Origin of the sequence: Membranihabitans maritimus, assembly GCF_021729145.1 — a bacterium.
GTDB classification, from domain to species: domain Bacteria; phylum Bacteroidota; class Bacteroidia; order Chitinophagales; family Saprospiraceae; genus Membranihabitans; species Membranihabitans maritimus.
In genome coordinates this window covers 56,445-74,252 of sequence record NZ_JAJSLW010000020.1, presented here as the reverse complement: position 1 = coordinate 74,252, position 17,808 = coordinate 56,445, and the positions used below count along the sequence as shown (strand labels likewise).

At 38.6% G+C, this 17,808-nt stretch carries 17 protein-coding genes; all 17 read left to right on the top strand.

Features of this window, described 5'->3' with window-relative positions:
• Positions 1 to 3: 3 nt before the first annotated feature.
• From LVD47_RS19375 to LVD47_RS19295, 17 genes are read left to right on the top strand one after another with little or no spacing between them, the layout of a single operon-like run.
• Positions 4 to 1,371, top strand: coding sequence for an NAD(P)/FAD-dependent oxidoreductase (locus tag LVD47_RS19375; RefSeq protein ID WP_236979829.1), 1,368 nt, complete (start codon positions 4 to 6; stop codon positions 1,369 to 1,371).
• Positions 1,361 to 2,707, top strand: coding sequence for an APC family permease (locus LVD47_RS19370; protein WP_236979828.1), 1,347 nt, complete (start codon positions 1,361 to 1,363; stop codon positions 2,705 to 2,707). Before LVD47_RS19375 ends, LVD47_RS19370 begins: the two co-directional genes overlap by 11 nt.
• Positions 2,708 to 2,726: 19 nt before the next feature.
• The gene (locus LVD47_RS19365; protein ID WP_236979827.1) at positions 2,727 to 3,740 is read left to right on the top strand and encodes a type II glyceraldehyde-3-phosphate dehydrogenase; all 1,014 of its coding nucleotides are present in this window, start codon (positions 2,727 to 2,729) and stop codon (positions 3,738 to 3,740) included.
• An 11-nt stretch (positions 3,741 to 3,751) separates the two neighbouring features.
• A complete protein-coding gene (locus tag LVD47_RS19360) occupies positions 3,752 to 4,813 on the top strand; it encodes a class I fructose-bisphosphate aldolase (protein ID WP_236979826.1) in 1,062 nt (353 codons plus the stop codon).
• A gap of 24 nt (positions 4,814 to 4,837) precedes the next feature.
• On the top strand, positions 4,838 to 5,809 hold the full coding sequence (locus LVD47_RS19355; protein WP_236979825.1) for an ATP-dependent 6-phosphofructokinase: 972 nt from the start codon (positions 4,838 to 4,840) through the stop codon (positions 5,807 to 5,809).
• A gap of 37 nt (positions 5,810 to 5,846) precedes the next feature.
• On the top strand, positions 5,847 to 6,620 hold the full coding sequence (locus tag LVD47_RS19350; RefSeq protein ID WP_236979824.1) for an SDR family oxidoreductase: 774 nt from the start codon (positions 5,847 to 5,849) through the stop codon (positions 6,618 to 6,620).
• A 27-nt stretch (positions 6,621 to 6,647) separates the two neighbouring features.
• Positions 6,648 to 7,478, top strand: coding sequence for a universal stress protein (locus LVD47_RS19345; protein ID WP_236979822.1), 831 nt, complete (start codon positions 6,648 to 6,650; stop codon positions 7,476 to 7,478).
• 2 nt (positions 7,479 to 7,480) lie between these two features.
• Entirely contained in the window at positions 7,481 to 8,323 is an 843-nt protein-coding gene (locus LVD47_RS19340; RefSeq protein ID WP_236979820.1) for a restriction endonuclease, read from the top strand.
• A 36-nt stretch (positions 8,324 to 8,359) separates the two neighbouring features.
• The gene (locus tag LVD47_RS19335) at positions 8,360 to 8,614 is read left to right on the top strand and encodes a hypothetical protein (RefSeq protein ID WP_008616402.1); all 255 of its coding nucleotides are present in this window, start codon (positions 8,360 to 8,362) and stop codon (positions 8,612 to 8,614) included.
• A 15-nt stretch (positions 8,615 to 8,629) separates the two neighbouring features.
• A complete protein-coding gene (locus LVD47_RS19330) occupies positions 8,630 to 10,006 on the top strand; it encodes an MBL fold metallo-hydrolase RNA specificity domain-containing protein (RefSeq protein WP_236979817.1) in 1,377 nt (458 codons plus the stop codon).
• Between the two features lie 20 nt (positions 10,007 to 10,026).
• Positions 10,027 to 11,529 (top strand): thymidine phosphorylase family protein, encoded by a 1,503-nt coding sequence (locus LVD47_RS19325; protein WP_255785344.1) that lies wholly within the window; start codon positions 10,027 to 10,029, stop codon positions 11,527 to 11,529.
• Positions 11,530 to 11,535: 6 nt separating this feature from the next.
• Complete coding sequence (locus tag LVD47_RS19320; protein ID WP_236979813.1) at positions 11,536 to 12,429, top strand: ribose-phosphate pyrophosphokinase; 894 nt, start codon at positions 11,536 to 11,538, stop codon at positions 12,427 to 12,429.
• On the top strand, positions 12,426 to 13,070 hold the full coding sequence (locus LVD47_RS19315; protein WP_236979812.1) for a hypothetical protein: 645 nt from the start codon (positions 12,426 to 12,428) through the stop codon (positions 13,068 to 13,070). The genes LVD47_RS19320 and LVD47_RS19315 overlap by 4 nt, the downstream gene beginning before the upstream one ends.
• A gap of 6 nt (positions 13,071 to 13,076) precedes the next feature.
• The gene (locus LVD47_RS19310) at positions 13,077 to 13,370 is read left to right on the top strand and encodes a phosphoribosylpyrophosphate synthetase (protein WP_236979811.1); all 294 of its coding nucleotides are present in this window, start codon (positions 13,077 to 13,079) and stop codon (positions 13,368 to 13,370) included.
• A gap of 21 nt (positions 13,371 to 13,391) precedes the next feature.
• Positions 13,392 to 15,548, top strand: a complete 2,157-nt coding sequence (locus LVD47_RS19305) for a copper-translocating P-type ATPase (RefSeq protein ID WP_236979810.1) — start codon at positions 13,392 to 13,394, stop codon at positions 15,546 to 15,548.
• Complete coding sequence (locus LVD47_RS19300; RefSeq protein ID WP_236979809.1) at positions 15,548 to 16,804, top strand: MFS transporter; 1,257 nt, start codon at positions 15,548 to 15,550, stop codon at positions 16,802 to 16,804. The genes LVD47_RS19305 and LVD47_RS19300 overlap by 1 nt, the downstream gene beginning before the upstream one ends.
• Before the next feature lie 26 nt (positions 16,805 to 16,830).
• Positions 16,831 to 17,682, top strand: a complete 852-nt coding sequence (locus LVD47_RS19295) for an RteC domain-containing protein (protein WP_236979808.1) — start codon at positions 16,831 to 16,833, stop codon at positions 17,680 to 17,682.
• The last annotated feature ends 126 nt before the right edge of the window (positions 17,683 to 17,808 follow it).

The window sequence follows — 17,808 nt, the reverse complement described above, 5'->3', positions numbered from 1 at the left end:
AATATGAATGTCAACCACTCAAATAATAAAATAACAGAAACTGCTTGCAAGATAACAGATGAAATCTGCCTTCCAGATTCCGACTTACCGCGTATAGTTATCATTGGTGGTGGGTTTGCAGGTTTGGCATTGGTTGAGAAACTGAAACACCAAGAGGTTCAAGTGGTTTTGCTCGATAAAAATAACTTCCATCAGTTTCAGCCTTTATTGTATCAAGTGGCAACGAGTGCCTTGGAGCCAGATAGTATTGTATTTCCATTCAGAAAACAAATCAATGGCTATAAAAATGTTTTCTTTCGTTTGGCTGAAGTTGAGGAAATTCAAGCTGATTCAAATACTATAATGACCAATAAAGGAAGTGTTTCTTATGATTATTTGGTGTTGGCTACTGGTACAACCACCAATTTCTTTGGGATGGATTCTGTGGCCAAAAATAGTTTGGGGATGAAGGATATTCGCGATTCCCTGAACATTCGCCATATGATGTTGCAAAATTTGGAACAGGCTGCCATTACCTGTGATGATGATGAGCGGGATGCCTTAACAAATTTTGTAATTGTAGGTGGTGGTCCTGCTGGTGTGGAGATGGCCGGAGCATTGGCTGAATTCTGTAAATACATCCTACCGAAGGATTACCCTGAGTACCCTTCTTCCATTATGAATATTTATTTAATAGAAGCCATTGATGATTTGTTAAGCACGATGTCAGACAAGGCATCATCGAAAACCCTCAAATATTTAGAAGATTTGAATGTAAAGGTATTATTAAATGAAGCTGTAAGCAATTATGATGGCAATGAAGTCACTACCAAAAGTGGCAAGACCATTTTAGCCAAGAATCTAATCTGGACGGCTGGAGTAAAAGGACAATTTCCAAAAGGCATTGATAAAAAACACGTGGTCAAAGGCAACCGTATAAAAACTGGTTCATTTCTAATGGTTGAAGGTTCCAAAAATATATTTGCCATTGGCGACATTGCAGCTGTAATTTCAAAAAAAACACCGAAAGGGCATCCACAAGTAGCCCAGACAGCTATTCAGCAAGGTAAATGGTTGGGTAATTCACTATTAAAAATCATTAAGAACGAGTCCCCAAAACCTTTCGAATATAAAGATAAGGGTTCTTTGGCAACCGTAGGAAAACGTAAAGCAGTAGCCGACTTGGGGAAAATGAAGTTTGCTGGCTATTTCGCCTGGTTGCTATGGTCTATCGTACACCTTATGTCCATAAGTGGGTTTAGAAATAAATTGATGGTTGGCTTTAATTGGGCGGTAAGCTATTTCACCTATGAAAAGAGCAACCGCCTGATTATTAGAAATTTTAAACCCACGTCATCCCAAACAAAAGAATCAGGCCAATATGAAAGTTAATACAACAAATATTCAAAAACTATCTTTAATTGGATCTATATCCCTCGGCACCGGTGTGATGATCGGTGCAGGTATATTTGTCCTTATGGGACAGATAGCCGAACTGGTAGGTGATTTATTCCCCATAGCATTTATAGCGGGAGCCATTGTGGTGGGTTTTAGTTCGTACTCTTATGTAAAGTTTTCAAACGCTTTTCCATCCTCTGGAGGTGTAGTCAAGTTTCTGGATAAGTCTTATGGCCCGGGAACCACAACTGGTGTTTTTTCTTTACTGATGTATGTTTCTATGGTAATTTCAGAAAGCCTTGTTGCAGGTACCTTTGGAGCTTATACCCTTCGGTTGTTCCCCGAAGATTTTGCCGGTTATGCGTCAATACTGGGTATAGTATTGCTAGTGACGGCTTATATAGTGAATGTTTTGGGCAACAAAGTTATAGGTGCAACTGCAACCTTCACGGCGATAATTAAGGTTGTGGGAATTGCATTATTGGCTATTGCCGGACTTATAGTTTCAGGTTTTTCAGATATTACCGGAAACTATATCCCTCAAAATACCGAAACATTACCGCAAGGATTCGCCTTTGTGGCTGCTTTGGCCTTGTCTATACTTGCTTATAAGGGTTTTACTACTATTACCAATCAAGGCGGGGATATTAAAAACCCGCATAAGAATCTGGGACGGTCCATTATTATTTCTATTCTTATTTGTACACTTATCTACGTAGCACTGGCTTTGGCCGTGGCCGGAGGTTTAAGCATCCCTGAGGTTATTGCGGCAAAAGATTATGCCCTTGCGGCTGCAGCAAGACCTATTTTTGGCGAATGGGGATCCTGGATTACCATTGGCATTGCCATAATTGCCACAGTATCTGGGGTCATTGCTAGTGTTTTCTCATCATCACGCTTGTTAGCGATGCTCAGCAATATGAAACAGGTACCGTCTTTAAAAAGGATGGGGAACTTTAAAAATCCTGCGCTCATATTCACGGTTTCACTCGCTATTTTACTAACTGTCCTATTTGATTTAACAAGAATCGCTTCTATCGGCGCTATTTTCTACCTCATTATGGATATTGCTATTCATTGGGGGCTTGTAAGGCACCTTAAAAAAGAAGTTGATTTTAAACCAATTATCCCCTTGGTCGCCATTATACTGGATGTCGCAGTACTCACGGCCTTTCTTTATATAAAATATCTGAATGATCCATTGGTGCTTATCGTTGCAGCAATTGGGATTGTTCTAATCATTGTTGCGGAACGCCTTTTTATGATTTCACATACAGACGATGAAGGAAATATGCATATGGGAATGGAAACTACAAACAATAAAACATAATTAATAAAAATCAAATTATATGAAAAATATAGCAGTTATAGGATACGGAGTCATTGGAAAAAGGGTGGCAGATGCCATCAACTTACAAAACGATATGAAGCTTTCGGGAGTGTGCGACATCATTAGCAATTGGCGTATTCAAAATGCGGTAAGAAAGGAATACGAAATTTATGCAGCAACTCAAGAAGCCGAATACGAAATGAAATCCGAAGATATTTCAGTAAAAGGCGATATGCAGGAACTTTTAAAGAAGTCTGACCTCGTTGTGGATTGTACCCCTAAAAAAATTGCAGCAAAAAATGTAGCAGTCTATAAGAAGCAGAACATCAAATTTATTCTACACGGTGGCGAAAAACACGAAACAACAGGCCATTCCTTTAGTGCAGAAAATAATTATGAGTCTGCTCTCAACATAAACGCTACAAGAGTTGTTTCCTGCAATACCACTTCTATTTTAAGAACATTGACCGCTTTAAAAAGAGTCGATTTATTGGATTATGCCCGAGGTACACTTTTAAGAAGAGCTACAGATCCTTGGGAAAGTCATCTAGGTGGTATAATGAACACAATGGTTCCCGAAAGAGATATCCCAAGCCATCAAGGTCCTGACGCTAAAAGCGTAGATCCTGATTTGAATGTTATTACTTCCGCGGTAAAAGTACCGGAAACATTAAGCCATATGCATTATTGGAACGTGAAGTTAAAAAAACAAGCCTCAAAAGAAGAAGTGCTTGATGCTTTTAAAACCTCTAGTCGTATCAAGCTAATTCAATATGATCAAGGTCTGGTTTCAAACAATACCATTAAGGAAATGTTCTTGGATATGGGAAGACCTTGGGGCGATATGTACGAAGTAGCCCTTTGGGAAGATATGCTGAAGGTACAGGGCGATGAACTTTTTTATGCCTACGTGGTCGATAACCAAGCCATTGTCATCCCTGAAACGATTGATGCTATTAGAGCATTAACTGGAATTGAAACAGATGGAGCAAAATCCATCGCCAAAACAAATGAAAGTTTAGGAATTCATTAAACACTATCGAGATGAAAACAAACAAAAACATAATAGAACTTTTAGGAGAAAAAGCAGACTTCTATTTAGAACACGTTTGTGAAAAAATAACCAAGGATGAACTGCAAACCCCTAGTAAAGCAAGCCTGGATAAGGTGTTTACCCAAAGCAACAGAAATCCACAGGTACTGCGAAGTCTTTCACAATTGTATAATCACGGAAATCTTGGTGGCACAGGCTACCTGAGCATCCTTCCTGTAGACCAAGGCATTGAGCATAGCGCAGCTTTTTCATTCTATAAAAATCCTGATTATTTTGACCCAGAGAATATTATAAAACTGGCGATGGAAGCCGGCTGTAATGGTGTGGCTTCTACCTTTGGGGTTTTGGGATTGAATGCCCGAAAATACGCCCATAAAATCCCCTTTATCGTAAAGATCAACCACAACGAGTTGCTCACTTATCCCAACAAATACGACCAAACGCTATTTGGAAAAGTAAAATCTGCGTGGGATATGGGAGCAATTGCCGTGGGTGCTACCATCTATTTTGGTTCCGAAGAAAGTGACCGGCAATTAAAGGAAATAGCCGAAGCTTTTTCCGAAGCGCATAATCTTGGAATGGCTACTATACTATGGTGTTATACCCGCAATGAAGCTTTTAAAACCAAAGATAAAGATTACCACGCCGCTGCCGATTTAACCGGGCAGGCCAACCATATAGGGGTAACCATTCAGGCAGATGTCATTAAACAAAAATTGCCAACCAATAATTTCGGGTTTAAAGAAATAGGATTTGGAAAATATGATGATGAAATGTATAAAACGTTGACGACAGACCATCCCATTGACCTTTGTCGATTACAGGTAGCAAATTGTTATATGGGTAAAATAGGGCTGATAAATTCTGGCGGTGGTTCTAAAGGAAAGTCAGATTTAGTTGATGCTATAGCTACTGCGGTAATCAATAAAAGAGCTGGTGGCTCTGGATTGATAATGGGAAGAAAAGCATTTCAAAAGCCTTTTGGCGAAGGAGTGGAAATATTACAATCCGTTCAGAAAGTATATCTGAATGATGAAATTACAATAGCGTAAACTATTGCACATAGAAATATAAAAATGAATCAATCCATAAAACATATTGGAGTATTTACATCTGGAGGCGATAGCCCGGGAATGAATGCTGTATTATACGCAATTGCAAAAGCAGCAGAAGCAAATGGCATAAAAGCTACCGGAATTAGAAAAGGTTACGAAGGATTGATTGATGGTGATTTTATGTCCTTAGAAACACATCAATTACAGAAATTGGTACACAAAGGCGGCACCATCCTTAAAACTGCCCGGAGCAAACGTTTTATGGAACTGGAAGGCAGAAAAAAGGCACTACAAACCTTAAAAATAAATAATATAGATGCTTTGATCGCCATAGGTGGCGATGGTACTTTTAGGGGGCTATTGGCTTTTTCAGAAATATGTGACATCCCATTTATAGGTATTCCTGGAACAATAGATAACGATATTTCTGGGACTGATTATACCCTTGGTTTTGATTCCGCAGTAAATACCGCTATTGAAAATATAGATAAGATACGAGATACCGCCGAATCGCATAATCGGGTGTTCGTTATAGAATTGATGGGGAGGGATTCCGGCTACATCGCTATTCATTCAGGATTGGTCGTTGGTGCTGATGCTATTTTAATTCCCGAAAGCGGCAGGGACTTTATTTATCTTTTGAATAAGGTTAAAAGTTACGATAGCGAAGATGCTTTTCTTATCGTGGTCTCAGAAGGGGATGAAATAGGTGCTGAACTTCTCGCATCTAAAATTAATGAAGTCAATTCAAGTGTCGATTTACGCATTACTAGATTAGGACACGTTCAACGTGGTGGTAATCCGTCTGCTTTAGATAGAATGCTTGGTATTAGGTTTGGAGTAGCAGCAGTAGAGCAACTATTAAACGGAAATAAAAACAAAATGGTCGGATTGTTAAATAATGAATTATACCTAACACCTTTTGAAGAGGTAGTTAAGCAACATCAAGTAAATGATGAATTACAGAAACTTTTAGAATTATTTGGTAAGTAAAAAACAAAACTCTTATAAACACTTAAATCTTAAAATTATGGATCGAGTAAAAAATAAAATAGCCATTGTCACGGGAGGTGCCTCTGGCCTCGGAAAATCAAGTGCTATTTTGTTAGCACGTGAAGGAGCAAAAATAGTGATAACAGATTTGGACGAAGAAAACGGAAATGTAGTAGTTCAACAAATCAAGGACGACGGTGGTGAAGCCATATTCATAAAACAGGACGTGTCGGAAGAAGATCAGTGGGAAATGGTTATGGATACTACACTCAAAACATTTGGGAAACTCCATATTCTGGCAAATTCAGCCGGTATAGGAGTTGGAGGAACTGTGGAAGAGGTCACCCTTGCAGATTGGAAAAATCTTCTAAATATCAACCTAGATGGCAGTTTTCTCGGCACCCAATATGGGATCAAAGCTATGAAGGAGACCGGGGAAGGTGGTTCAATCATTAACTTTTCTTCCATAGAAGGCCTTGTTGGCGACCCCAATCTACCGGCCTATAATGCGAGCAAGGGCGGTGTGACCTTGTTTACCAAATCCGCTGCACTTCATTGCGCAAAAGAAGGTTATGGCATCCGTGTCAATTCCATTCATCCAGCTTATATATGGACACCAATGGTAGAAAATTTCCTTAAAGCCCAAGGTAATTTAGAAGAAGGAAAAAAGCAATTGGAAAGTTTGCACCCTGTTGGACATATGGGAGAGCCAGATGATATAGGTTATGGAGTGGTGTATCTGGCTTCGGATGAATCTAAATTTATGACAGGTTCTGAATTGGTAATCGACGGCGGTTATACCGCACAATAAAATACAAACTAAAAAAATCAATAAACTATGAAAAACATACTCGTACCTACAGACTTTTCAGAAAACTGCAACAAGGCAGCAGAACTCGGAATTAAAATGGCGAAGCTTTATAATTCCGAAATCCATTTTTTTCATTTGATAAAAACTCCCGTGGAATGGGTAAAGTTAGATAAACAAAAGGAAAAGCAGTATCCGGAAACAGTAAAACAAATAGGCAGTGCAAAAGCTAACCTGAGAGAATTGGAGAAAAAAGCAGAACAACAAAACCTTGAATGCAGGACCTTTCTGGAATTTGATGGCGGTCAGGCCAACATTCTAAGACATTCCGGCCATTTCCATCACGATTTTATAGTTACTGGAAGCAGTGGTACCCGCGGCAGCGTTCGTGAATTATTGGGAAGCAACGTTGAGAAGATTGTGAGAAAAGCAGATGTACCGGTAATTGTGGTCAAGAACGAAGAAATATCCTTTCCTTTTAAAGATGTCGTTTTTGTTTCAGATTTTTCGGAAGATGTGAGTGAAAGCTTTAAGCAGGTTATTTCGATTGCTGAAAAATGCGGTGCACATATCCATTTATTGAGGATCAATACTGAGACTGATTTTAATAGTATTGAGCAGGGGTTAAATCCCATTAAGGAATTCCTGAAAAAATTCCCCCATTTAGAAAAGTATTCAATGAATGTATATAACGAACCTGACGTAGAAACAGGTATAAATAATTTTTTAAAGTATAGAGATGCAGATTTGATTGCAATGTGTACCCACGGCCGTACAGGTTTTTTAAGCCTGTTCTCTAAGAGTATCGCCGAGGGTATAACCAATCATTCCGAATTACCAGTAATGACTATTAAAGTGTAAGGATGAATAAATCAGTTCTGATAAAAAAATATTCCGGTGAGTACGAAGCTTTTGATATAAACAAACTCATCAATTCCCTGCGGCGTTCACGGGCAGATGAGGATATCATTCAGGATATAGCCCGGAAGGTGCAAGAGCAGATTGAAGAAGGAATGACCACCAAAAGGATCTATCAAATGGCCTTTAAAATGCTAAAGGCTAAATCCAGGGTAAGTGCTTCAAAGTACAAGCTCAAAAAAGCTTTGATGGAACTGGGTCCAACCGGTTTTCCATTTGAAAGATTCGTAGGCAAACTATTAACGCACGAAGGGTTTTCAACACAAGTTGGTGTGATTGTGCAGGGCAATTGTGTGCAGCACGAAATAGATGTGATAGCGCAAAAAGACAATAATCATTATATGATTGAATGCAAATACCATAGCGATCAAGGACGAGTTTGCAACGTGAAGATTCCATTATACATCAATTCAAGATTTTTAGATGTAGAAAAAAATTGGGAACGCCAAAAAGGTCACGAAACTAAACTTCACAAAGGAGGCGTCTATACCAATACACGATTTACAAGTGATGCGGTACAATATGGTAAATGCGTTGGGCTATTATTGACAAGTTGGGATTACCCAATGGATAACGGGTTAAAAGACAGAATAGATAAGTCGGGGTTACATCCATTAACAGCAATAACAACGCTTACTAAGGCCGAAAAAACGAAATTATTGGATAGAGGTCTTGTGCTCTGCAAAGAGCTTCACGAAAACCCAAAAGTTTTAGAACAAGTAGGAGTGCCAAAGTCAAGGCACAAAAAGATTCTCGAAGATTCAAGAGAACTATGTAGAATTCAATAAAGCACTACATACATTTTTAATTTAAAAATAGAACAAATGAAAACAGATGAACTGAAAGAAAAGGACAGTATAGATTTAGAGCCATTTTACCAAGCATTGGAAGATGACTCTAAACTACTTGAAGAAGCCCTTGAGATATTATTGGAAATGGTTCACTTTGAACCTAAATCAGTAAAGAAATTGGCTCTTTTTATTAAAGAGGATTCTCGTAATCTATATAAAGAAATAGTGGAATTGAGCAAATCAAAACAAGATAAAGGAAATACACCTTCTTGCTGTGGTGGACTCTAAATAAATACTATAAAGATGGATAACAATAAAATAAATATTCACTTTTTAGGTGCAGCAGGTACGGTAACCGGCTCAAAATATTTAGTGGACACAGGAGATAAAAAGATACTCATAGACTGCGGACTTTTTCAAGGGTTAAAAGAATTGCGCCTTAAAAACTGGGAGTATCCACCCGTGGAAGTTTCAGAAATTGATACGGTGCTTCTTACCCACGGCCATTTAGACCACACAGGGTATTTACCAAGATTGGTCAAGAAGGGGTTCAATGGACCAATATACGGCACCAATCCTACTTTGGACATTGCAAAAATCATTTTGAATGATAGTGCAAAAATTCAGGAACAAGAAGCAGAACGTGCCAATAAAGAAGGCTATTCCAAACATAATCCTGCTGAACCATTGTACGACCTAAAGGATGTAGAAAAAACTATCCCTCATTTTAAAGGAATTCCGCAATCACAATGGATTCCATTGTTTAATGGCATAAGGGCTCGATTTCAATATAATGGACACATTCTGGGAGCAACTTACATTGAGTTGGATGTACACAGGAAACGTTTTGTGTTTTCTGGCGATATAGGCAGAACAAACGATTTATTACTGTTTCCGCCATTAAAGCCAAAAAAGGCAGATGTATTATTTATTGAATCCACCTACGGAGGAAGATTTCATCCTGATGAAGTAGAAGCACTTCCACAGATAGAAAAATTGGTTAATGACACTATCAATCGAGGTGGCAGCTTATTTGTTCCAAGTTTTTCAGTAGAACGTGCCCAGCTGATGATGCTGATTTTTTGGAAATTATTGAAAGAGAAGAAAATCCCAAAAATACAAATGATAATGGACAGCCCAATGGGAGCAAGTGTATTAGAATTGTTTCATCGCACAAGGGATTGGCACAGGTTGGAAGATAACGAATGTGACGAAATGTGTTCTCACTTTACGGTCGTAAGCAGTTATCGTGAAACAATGGAAATAAGAACAGATAACAAACCAAAAATCGTGATTGCAGGAAGCGGAATGCTAACAGGAGGAAGAATGCTAAACTACCTTGAAACCCAAGCACAAAACCCCAACAACGCCTTGCTTTTTGTGGGTTATCAAGCTGAAGGTACGCGAGGCAGAAAATTATTGGAAGGCGATAAAGAACTTAAAGTGTATGGAAAATGGGTGCCCTTTGATATGGAAGTTGTAGAAATTGAAGGGCTCTCAGCACACGCAGACCACGCAGAACTTATGGACTGGATGGATAAGGTAAAAAACAAACCCGAACGTATTTTCATTGTACACGGTGAAAAAGAGAGTGCAGAAGCATTGCAAAAAGGCATCAAGGAAACTTATGGGTGGGATGCTGAAATTCCGCAATTATACACCATCGAAGAAATAGAATAAATCACAACAATCAAAAAAATATGGACACACACTCAAACATATTAAAATACAAACACCTCGGCATCTATACCCAAAACGAGAATGTAGTGTATATGCGCGAAGATTGCCACGTTTGTATTTCAGAAGGGTTTGAGGCACTTACCCGAATAAGAATATCCAACGCAAGTACATCAATCGTGGCAAGTCTTAATGTTTTGAATTCTGATATCCTGTTGCCCAATGAAATCGGACTATCAGATGCTGCTGCGAAAAAACTGAATGTTTCCCCAAACGATACATTATATGTTTCCCATTTAGAACCTATAGAATCCTTAAGCCACGTCAGGGCGAAAATTTATAATCAAAAACTGGATTATTCAGCATTTAATGAAATCATAACCGATATCGTTGAAGGCGATTATTCCAACATCCATCTTTCGGCATTTATTACTGCCTGTGCTGGCGACCGAATGGATATTGACGAAATATCCGACCTAACGAAAGCAATGATTACTTCCGGAAAGCAACTGAACTGGAACAAGGATATCGTGGTCGACAAACATTGTATTGGCGGATTGCCTGGCAATAGGACAACACCATTGGTCGTTGCCATTGTTGCCGCGTATGGTCTTACTATGCCAAAAACATCCTCACGGGCAATCACTTCGCCAGCAGGCACAGCAGATACAATGGAAGTACTAACCAATGTTACGCTCTCTTCCGAGGAAATAAAGACCGTAGTAGAAAAAGAAGGCGGATGTTTTGTTTGGGGAGGCACGGCGCAGTTAAGTCCTGCCGATGATGTGCTCATTAAAATTGAAAAAGCTTTGGATATCGATAGCGAAGGTCAGCTCATTGCTTCAGTACTCTCTAAAAAGGCAGCAGCTGGTTCTACGCACGTGGTCATAGATATTCCCGTGGGAGAAACCGCCAAGGTTCGCAGTACCGAAATGGCAGAAAAACTAAAAAATCATATGGAAACTGTTGGAACTGCTGTTGGGTTGAATGTGAAAGTTGTAGTTACGGATGGCACGCAGCCTGTTGGAAGGGGTATCGGTCCAACATTAGAAGCCATAGATATATTAAAAGTTTTGAAAAATGAGGAAGATGCACCTAAAGACTTAATAGAAAGAGCATTGCTTTTAGCTACTGAACTGATAGAACTTTCTGGAAAAGTAGAAAAAGGAAAGGGACTGGAAACCGCACGTGAAATTCTCAAATCTGGAAAAGCATATGAAAAATTCATAGCTATTTGTAAGGCGCAAGGTCAATTTTCAAAACCAGTTTTAGCACCTTATAAAATTGAAGTTAAAGCTGAAAAGTCAGGCGTTTTGCAACGAATTGATAACCGAAAAATCGCAAAACTTGCCAAGCTTTCTGGAGCACCACAATCTAAATCGGCAGGGATTCTTCTAAATGTGCATTTAAATGAAAAAATCGAAATAGACCAATTGTTATATACCATATATGCTGAATCCAAAGGCGAACTTAACTATGCTTTGGAATATAAAAACAACCATAACGACATCATAACTATAATTTAAAAAACTATGAAAACAATATTATTCAGTCTTCCCGGAAATGAAGAACTCACAGAACTAATGGCTACAAAAATGGATGCTGAAGTGGGTCAGGCCACATTAAGGAAATTCCCTGACGGGGAATCATACACGCGCATATTGTCTGATGTTAAAGATAAATGTGTGGTACTGGTATGCACCTTGCACGAACCGGACGAAAAACTGTTGCCACTATATTTTTTAAGCCACACAGCCAAATCATTAGGAGCTATGTGTACCTGTTTGGTAGCACCCTATTTGGCGTATATGCGGCAGGACAAAGTATTTAATGAAGGTGAAGGAGTAACTTCTGGTTTTTTCGGAAAATTGATTTCAGGTTTTGCCGATAGTATTACTACGGTTGACCCTCACTTGCACAGAATTAGTTCGTTGGGGGAAGTGTATCAAATTCCAAATAAAGTGATTCACGCTGCCGACGCGATTTCAGAATGGATTAAAGAAAATATCGAAAACCCAGTACTTATCGGTCCCGATTCTGAAAGTGAACAATGGGTTTCAGAAGTCGCCAAAAATGCAGGAGCACCATTTACGGTATTACAAAAGGTGCGTCACGGTGACCGTGATGTAGAAGTCTCTGTTCCCGATGTGGATATATATAAAGATGCTACACCCATTTTGGTAGATGACATTATTTCCACAGCCCGAACAATGATTGAAACCGTACAACATCTTAAAAAGGCAGGAATGAAACCGCCTATTTGCGTCGGCATTCACGCCGTTTTTTCAGGAAATGCCTATCAAGATTTATTGGATTCTGGAGTAGAAAAAATAGTGACTTGCAATACCATCCCACACTCTTCAAATGGAATAGATTTAAGTGATATTATGGCAAAAGAGGTAAAAAAATTAATGCACCATATATGAGAAAGCAAAGTTTCATAGTACTATTTATTTTATTCAGCATCACAATGACTGGACAAACTGAAATGCTTATTGGGCAGATTTCAGGCAGATTTGTGGTTCGCGAAAATTTTGATAAAGAAGATACTTTTCTCAACAAACAGACTTTTGAAGCCGGTAAAATGATAAAGGAAAATGGATATTTTGAAATTGAGGTAATCACAGAATTATTTGACAAAGACAAAAAATCTACCGATAAATATACAACAACCTATCGCTGTAAACCAAACGAAGCCAGTGTAATGGTAATGGCATTTCCATTTTCCAACCCAAAATCAAAGGAAACCGAAATCAACACCACATCCGAAAATTTTAAAGAGCTCTACGATTTGGACAACCTTGAAGATATAGAATTGGAAATGACTTTTGATTCAGGACTGCTGGATTTTTTCGGTTCAAAAAGCATCATAAAAATTTACGACCGAAAATTAGAAGCTGGCAAAAACACTATTAAATCAAAAATAAATATTAAGGCCTATGCCTGGGGTATTCGCATCAAGCAATTCAATTATACTGTTATTGAAAAATTAAATGAAAAAGGATTATTGACTTTTCAGAAATTTTCAGAAGCAGATAACAGCTATTTTACAATAAACTATAAATAAAGACAGATGAAAAATTACGATACACTTTCAGAAGCCATAAACGATTTACAGGCAAACGATTATCCCTACGATTTCAATTTGAAGCCTGAATGCTTGGAATGTCCTTCTTTGAAAATTGAAATCCGGCCTGAAGATTTTAAAGTAGATAAAACCTATCGCTTTGAAGGAATGAGCAGTACCGACGATAATAGCATTTTATATGCTATATCTTCCAAAGATGGAATTAAAGGACTTTTGGTAGATGCCTATGGCGTCTATGCCGAAAACATTTCGGAAGCTATGAGAAAAAAATTACGATAAAAATCAACAAAAACAAAAATTATGGAAAATCACGAACATCATCATCACGAACATAATGGCAAAGGGAATGATCCTGCAAAGAACGAGGCATCAAAAAAAGAAGCTGAAATAGAGGATAACCTAGTCGAAAAAACAAAACACGGCCATAACAAAGCAATGGATGAAAGTGACCATTCGGGTCATAGTGGCCATTCAGGTCATAATCCAGGGCACGGAGAACACGGCCACGACCATCATAAAATGATGATTGCCGATTTCAGGAAACGGTTTTGGGTAACCTTAATCTTGACCATTCCCATCCTCATCATCTCCCCGATGATCCAAGGGTTTATTGGGTATGAGTTCCTGCTTCCCGGAAACCAATATATATTATTTGGCCTTTCTTCTGTAGTGTATTTCTATGGCGGCTGGCCATTTATTACCGGATTTTGGTCCGAAGTTAAAAAAGGTGCACCGGGAATGATGACCCTTATTTCTATGGCCATTACTGTGGCTTACTTTTATAGTTCGGCAACGGTGTTCGGTTTAGAAGGAGTTGATTTTTTCTGGGAACTGGCTACTCTTATCGCAATTATGTTAGTAGGACACTGGATAGAGATGAAAAGCGTCTTGGGAGCTTCAAAAGCCCTACAGCTTTTGGTAAGTATGATGCCAGCCGAAGCACATCGTGTAAAAGGTGATACCGTTGAAGATATTCAATTGGAAGATTTATTAAAAGACGATATAATTTTGGTTAAGCCTGGTGAAAAAGTTCCTGCTGATGGTATCATCACAGAAGGTTCCAGTTATCTAAATGAATCTATGCTTACCGGAGAATCTAAACCAGTAAAAAAAGAAGAAAAAGATAAAGTAATTGGAGGTTCGGTAAATGGTAATGGCAGTTTAAAGGTAAAAGTAGAGCATACAAGAAAGGACAGCTATCTCAACAAGGTCATCACAATGGTTGAAGAAGCACAAAAGTCCAAATCAAAAATGCAAAACCTCTCGGATAGGGCTGCAAAATGGCTTACCTATATCGCATTGGGAATTGGATTTGGTACATTGGCGGTTTGGCTGATTTTAGGCTTCCCTTTTGTGTATGCTTTGGAGCGTATGGTAACGGTAATGATTATCGCCTGTCCCCACGCCTTAGGCCTTGCCATCCCATTAGTAGTCGCTATTTCTACTGCTGTATCTGCACAGAACGGATTGTTGATTCGTAATAGGACAGCCTTTGAAGAATCCCGCAAAATTTCAGTTCTGCTTTTTGATAAAACGGGAACGCTTACAAAAGGGGACTTTGGGGTTACCCGCATTGAATCTGTAGATGAAAAATTTTCGAAAGAGGAAATATTACGATTTGCGAGTGCTTTGGAGCAAAGCTCGGAACACCCTATTGCCGTTGGAATAATTAAAAAAGTAAAAGAAGGCAAAGTTGCTATTCCAAATCCAGAAAACTTCAACGCAATTACCGGTAAAGGGGTTGAAGCCAACGTAGAGGGGAAACAAATAAAAGTTGTAAGTCCGGGCTATTTAAGAGATGAAAAAATAATTATTCCCGAGGATGCTTATAGCGATGCCGCAGAAACTGTTGTTTTTGTCCTGATTGATGGAGAATTGGCTGGATATATTGCGCTTGCCGATGAGATCAGACCAGAATCTGCCGAAGCTATAAAGGTCTTTAAAAAGAATAATATTAAAGTTTTAATGGCTACTGGTGATAATGAAAGAACTGCCAAAGCTGTTAGTGATAAACTCGGATTGGATGGATACTACGCCGAAGTTTTGCCACATCAAAAAGTGGAAATAGTAAAAGAGTTGGAAAGTAAAGGAGAGTTTGTGGCAATGACCGGCGACGGAGTGAACGATGCCCCAGCTTTGGCCCAGGCGAATGTGGGTATTGCGGTAGGTTCTGGCACGGACGTAGCCGCCGAAACCGCCGATATTATTTTGGTAAATAGCAATCCACAAGATATTGCTAACTTGATTCTGTTTGGCAAGGCTACCTACAATAAAATGATCCAGAATCTTGTTTGGGCGACGGGCTACAACGTTATTGCCATTCCGTTAGCTGCTGGGGTGCTTTATTCTACCGGTTTTGTTTTAGGCCCAGCCGTTGGAGCCGTACTTATGAGTTTGAGTACAATTATTGTGGCCATTAATGCTCAATTATTGAAAAAGAAAATTGGAAAGAAATAATGAGCAAAAAAAGAAAGCTCGGCAGGATTATTTTGATCCTGCTGAGTTTATTTATGGTAATGCTTGGGTATGGCATTTTATTACCAATCCTTCCATACTATACCGAAAGGCTTGCTTTAGGAGATAACCTGGATACTGATTCGATTAACTTTCATATTGGTTTATTGACCAGTATTTATCCGCTCTTTCAGCTTCTTTTCGCTATACTCTGGGGTAGGTTATCCGATAAATATGGACGTAAACCCATAATCATTGTCGGATTAATTGGATTTATAGTAATGCAACTGCTTACTGGACTGGCAACATCTCTTACAATGCTCTATATAGCGCGTATCCTTGGAGGTATATTCACATCGGCTGTTATTCCTGTCAGTAATGCATACCTTAGTGATATCACTTCTAGAAAGCATAGGACCAAGATTATGGCTTGGTCTGGTGTGGCTATAAGTTCCGGGGTTATTTTTGGACCCGTTTTAGGCAGCTTCCTATCCCAAACCAACCTACATTTTAAATATTCATTAGGGATATTACATCTGGATCGCTTTTCAATCCCATTTCTTCTGATAGCTCTTTTGGGCTTTATTGTAATGATGATACTTATTAAATGGCTTAAAAATACAGCACCAGTAATCAATTTTGCTTCAGGAAAACAAAAATTAAATTTTAGTTTTAGTAGGTTCTTTATCGTCCTTTTACTGCTTTCTTTTGTAATGCAGTTTGTAGTCACCCTCTTTGAAACGGTTTTTTCAATTTATGGAAAAGACGAGTTGTCATTTACCAGTATTCAAATAGGCATTGGTTTTATGCTCTGTGGGGTTGTAATGGCGGTATTACAACCTGTATTTGCGACCTACGGTAAAAAATTGATAACGGCAAAGCAACAAATCGGAGCTGGATTATTGATTTCGGGAATTTCAATGATCGCATTCCCTTTTTTCAACAACGAATTTTATGTCTATGTGTTAATCATCACATTTGCCACAGGAGGTGCTCTGGTAACCCCGAACCTACTTTCGGCCGTTTCCTTACTTTCAAAAGAAAATGCGGGCAGCAATATTTCTATCCAAACATCGGCAAATAGTGTGGGACAGATTTTAGGGCCGGTCATAGGGACTTGGCTTATTGCAGGTGGGTTTTATTACCCATTTATTATTGCCGGCATCATCATACTGACCGCTATTGGATTACTGTATTTTTATAAAAGCTTTTACAAACCTACCAACGAAAATACCCAAAGATCACTTACTGATAATTAACCGAATTCTAAAGCCCCATATATGTTTTGCTTAAATTAATACATAAAATATTAGATGATTACAAAGAGGATATGAAGGGGGTTGTAGAATCCAATCTTAACGATTTTAACAACGTTGAGCAAGGAATTTCCATTTCCAGGCAGTATTTACAGAAATTAAGAATATGTGTAAGGCAAAATGAGTTCAGTAATCAACAGGACGAAATAACATTCTTTAAAGAACATAAACCTTACATATACAGTCGGTTAAAATTTTATGCTAAACTCTATAATTTCTTGATAAATAGGCCTGCGGGAACAATAAAATCCCAACAGGAATTTATAGACGCAGAAATAAAAAAACTTCAAGAAAGTAACCGGCGTAATATAGATTTCATAAAGTATTATAGGGAGCAATCTACGGTTCTCGATGAATTTTATTTTTTGCGAGGAAAGGATAAAATCAGTTTGGTTTCCAATACCTCCCATTTTTATACCGATTCCGAATTCTCTACAAGCCACGATAACGCCGTCGCTAAAATTATGGCTTATGATCTTTTAGTTAACCATTATGTTCAAGAACTGAGCTATTTAAGAGATATATCTTATGGGAAATCGCGAGAATTAAATACCTTGGCCAACGGGGATCGGCTAAGCTGGACTGCTTCAAAAACAGATTTGATAGAATTGATATATGCTTTACAAGCCTCTGGGGCCATAAAAAGTGGAACGGCCGGGATTAAAGAAATGGCTTCGGCTTGCGAAAGTATTTTTGACCTAAATCTTGGTAACGTGTACAGGACTTTTTTAGAAATCAGGGAAAGGAAGATAGACCTGACCAAATTTATCGATAGGCTAAAATCTGCGCTTTTACAAAGGATGGAAGAAACCGACGGTTAATTTATTCAACCCTGAAAATGTTAAATTTTCTCCCAAGTTGGGTACGACTTGGGAAAAAATAAAATTAATTTTTTTTATGGCTGTTTAGTGTTGACCTTCCAATGAACAACAAACAAATAAAACCAT

Bases quoted from the DNA above. Each gene is read 5' to 3' on its own strand.
- LVD47_RS19375 (WP_236979829.1), top strand. From the start codon at position 4: ATGAATGTCAACCACTCAAATAATAAAATAACAGAAACTGCTTGCAAG.
- LVD47_RS19370 (WP_236979828.1), top strand. From the start codon at position 1,361: ATGAAAGTTAATACAACAAATATTCAAAAACTATCTTTAATTGGATCT.
- LVD47_RS19365 (WP_236979827.1), top strand. From the start codon at position 2,727: ATGAAAAATATAGCAGTTATAGGATACGGAGTCATTGGAAAAAGGGTG.
- LVD47_RS19360 (WP_236979826.1), top strand. From the start codon at position 3,752: ATGAAAACAAACAAAAACATAATAGAACTTTTAGGAGAAAAAGCAGAC.
- LVD47_RS19355 (WP_236979825.1), top strand. From the start codon at position 4,838: ATGAATCAATCCATAAAACATATTGGAGTATTTACATCTGGAGGCGAT.
- LVD47_RS19350 (WP_236979824.1), top strand. From the start codon at position 5,847: ATGGATCGAGTAAAAAATAAAATAGCCATTGTCACGGGAGGTGCCTCT.
- LVD47_RS19345 (WP_236979822.1), top strand. From the start codon at position 6,648: ATGAAAAACATACTCGTACCTACAGACTTTTCAGAAAACTGCAACAAG.
- LVD47_RS19340 (WP_236979820.1), top strand. From the start codon at position 7,481: ATGAATAAATCAGTTCTGATAAAAAAATATTCCGGTGAGTACGAAGCT.
- LVD47_RS19335 (WP_008616402.1), top strand. From the start codon at position 8,360: ATGAAAACAGATGAACTGAAAGAAAAGGACAGTATAGATTTAGAGCCA.
- LVD47_RS19330 (WP_236979817.1), top strand. From the start codon at position 8,630: ATGGATAACAATAAAATAAATATTCACTTTTTAGGTGCAGCAGGTACG.
- LVD47_RS19325 (WP_255785344.1), top strand. From the start codon at position 10,027: ATGGACACACACTCAAACATATTAAAATACAAACACCTCGGCATCTAT.
- LVD47_RS19320 (WP_236979813.1), top strand. From the start codon at position 11,536: ATGAAAACAATATTATTCAGTCTTCCCGGAAATGAAGAACTCACAGAA.
- LVD47_RS19315 (WP_236979812.1), top strand. From the start codon at position 12,426: ATGAGAAAGCAAAGTTTCATAGTACTATTTATTTTATTCAGCATCACA.
- LVD47_RS19310 (WP_236979811.1), top strand. From the start codon at position 13,077: ATGAAAAATTACGATACACTTTCAGAAGCCATAAACGATTTACAGGCA.
- LVD47_RS19305 (WP_236979810.1), top strand. From the start codon at position 13,392: ATGGAAAATCACGAACATCATCATCACGAACATAATGGCAAAGGGAAT.
- LVD47_RS19300 (WP_236979809.1), top strand. From the start codon at position 15,548: ATGAGCAAAAAAAGAAAGCTCGGCAGGATTATTTTGATCCTGCTGAGT.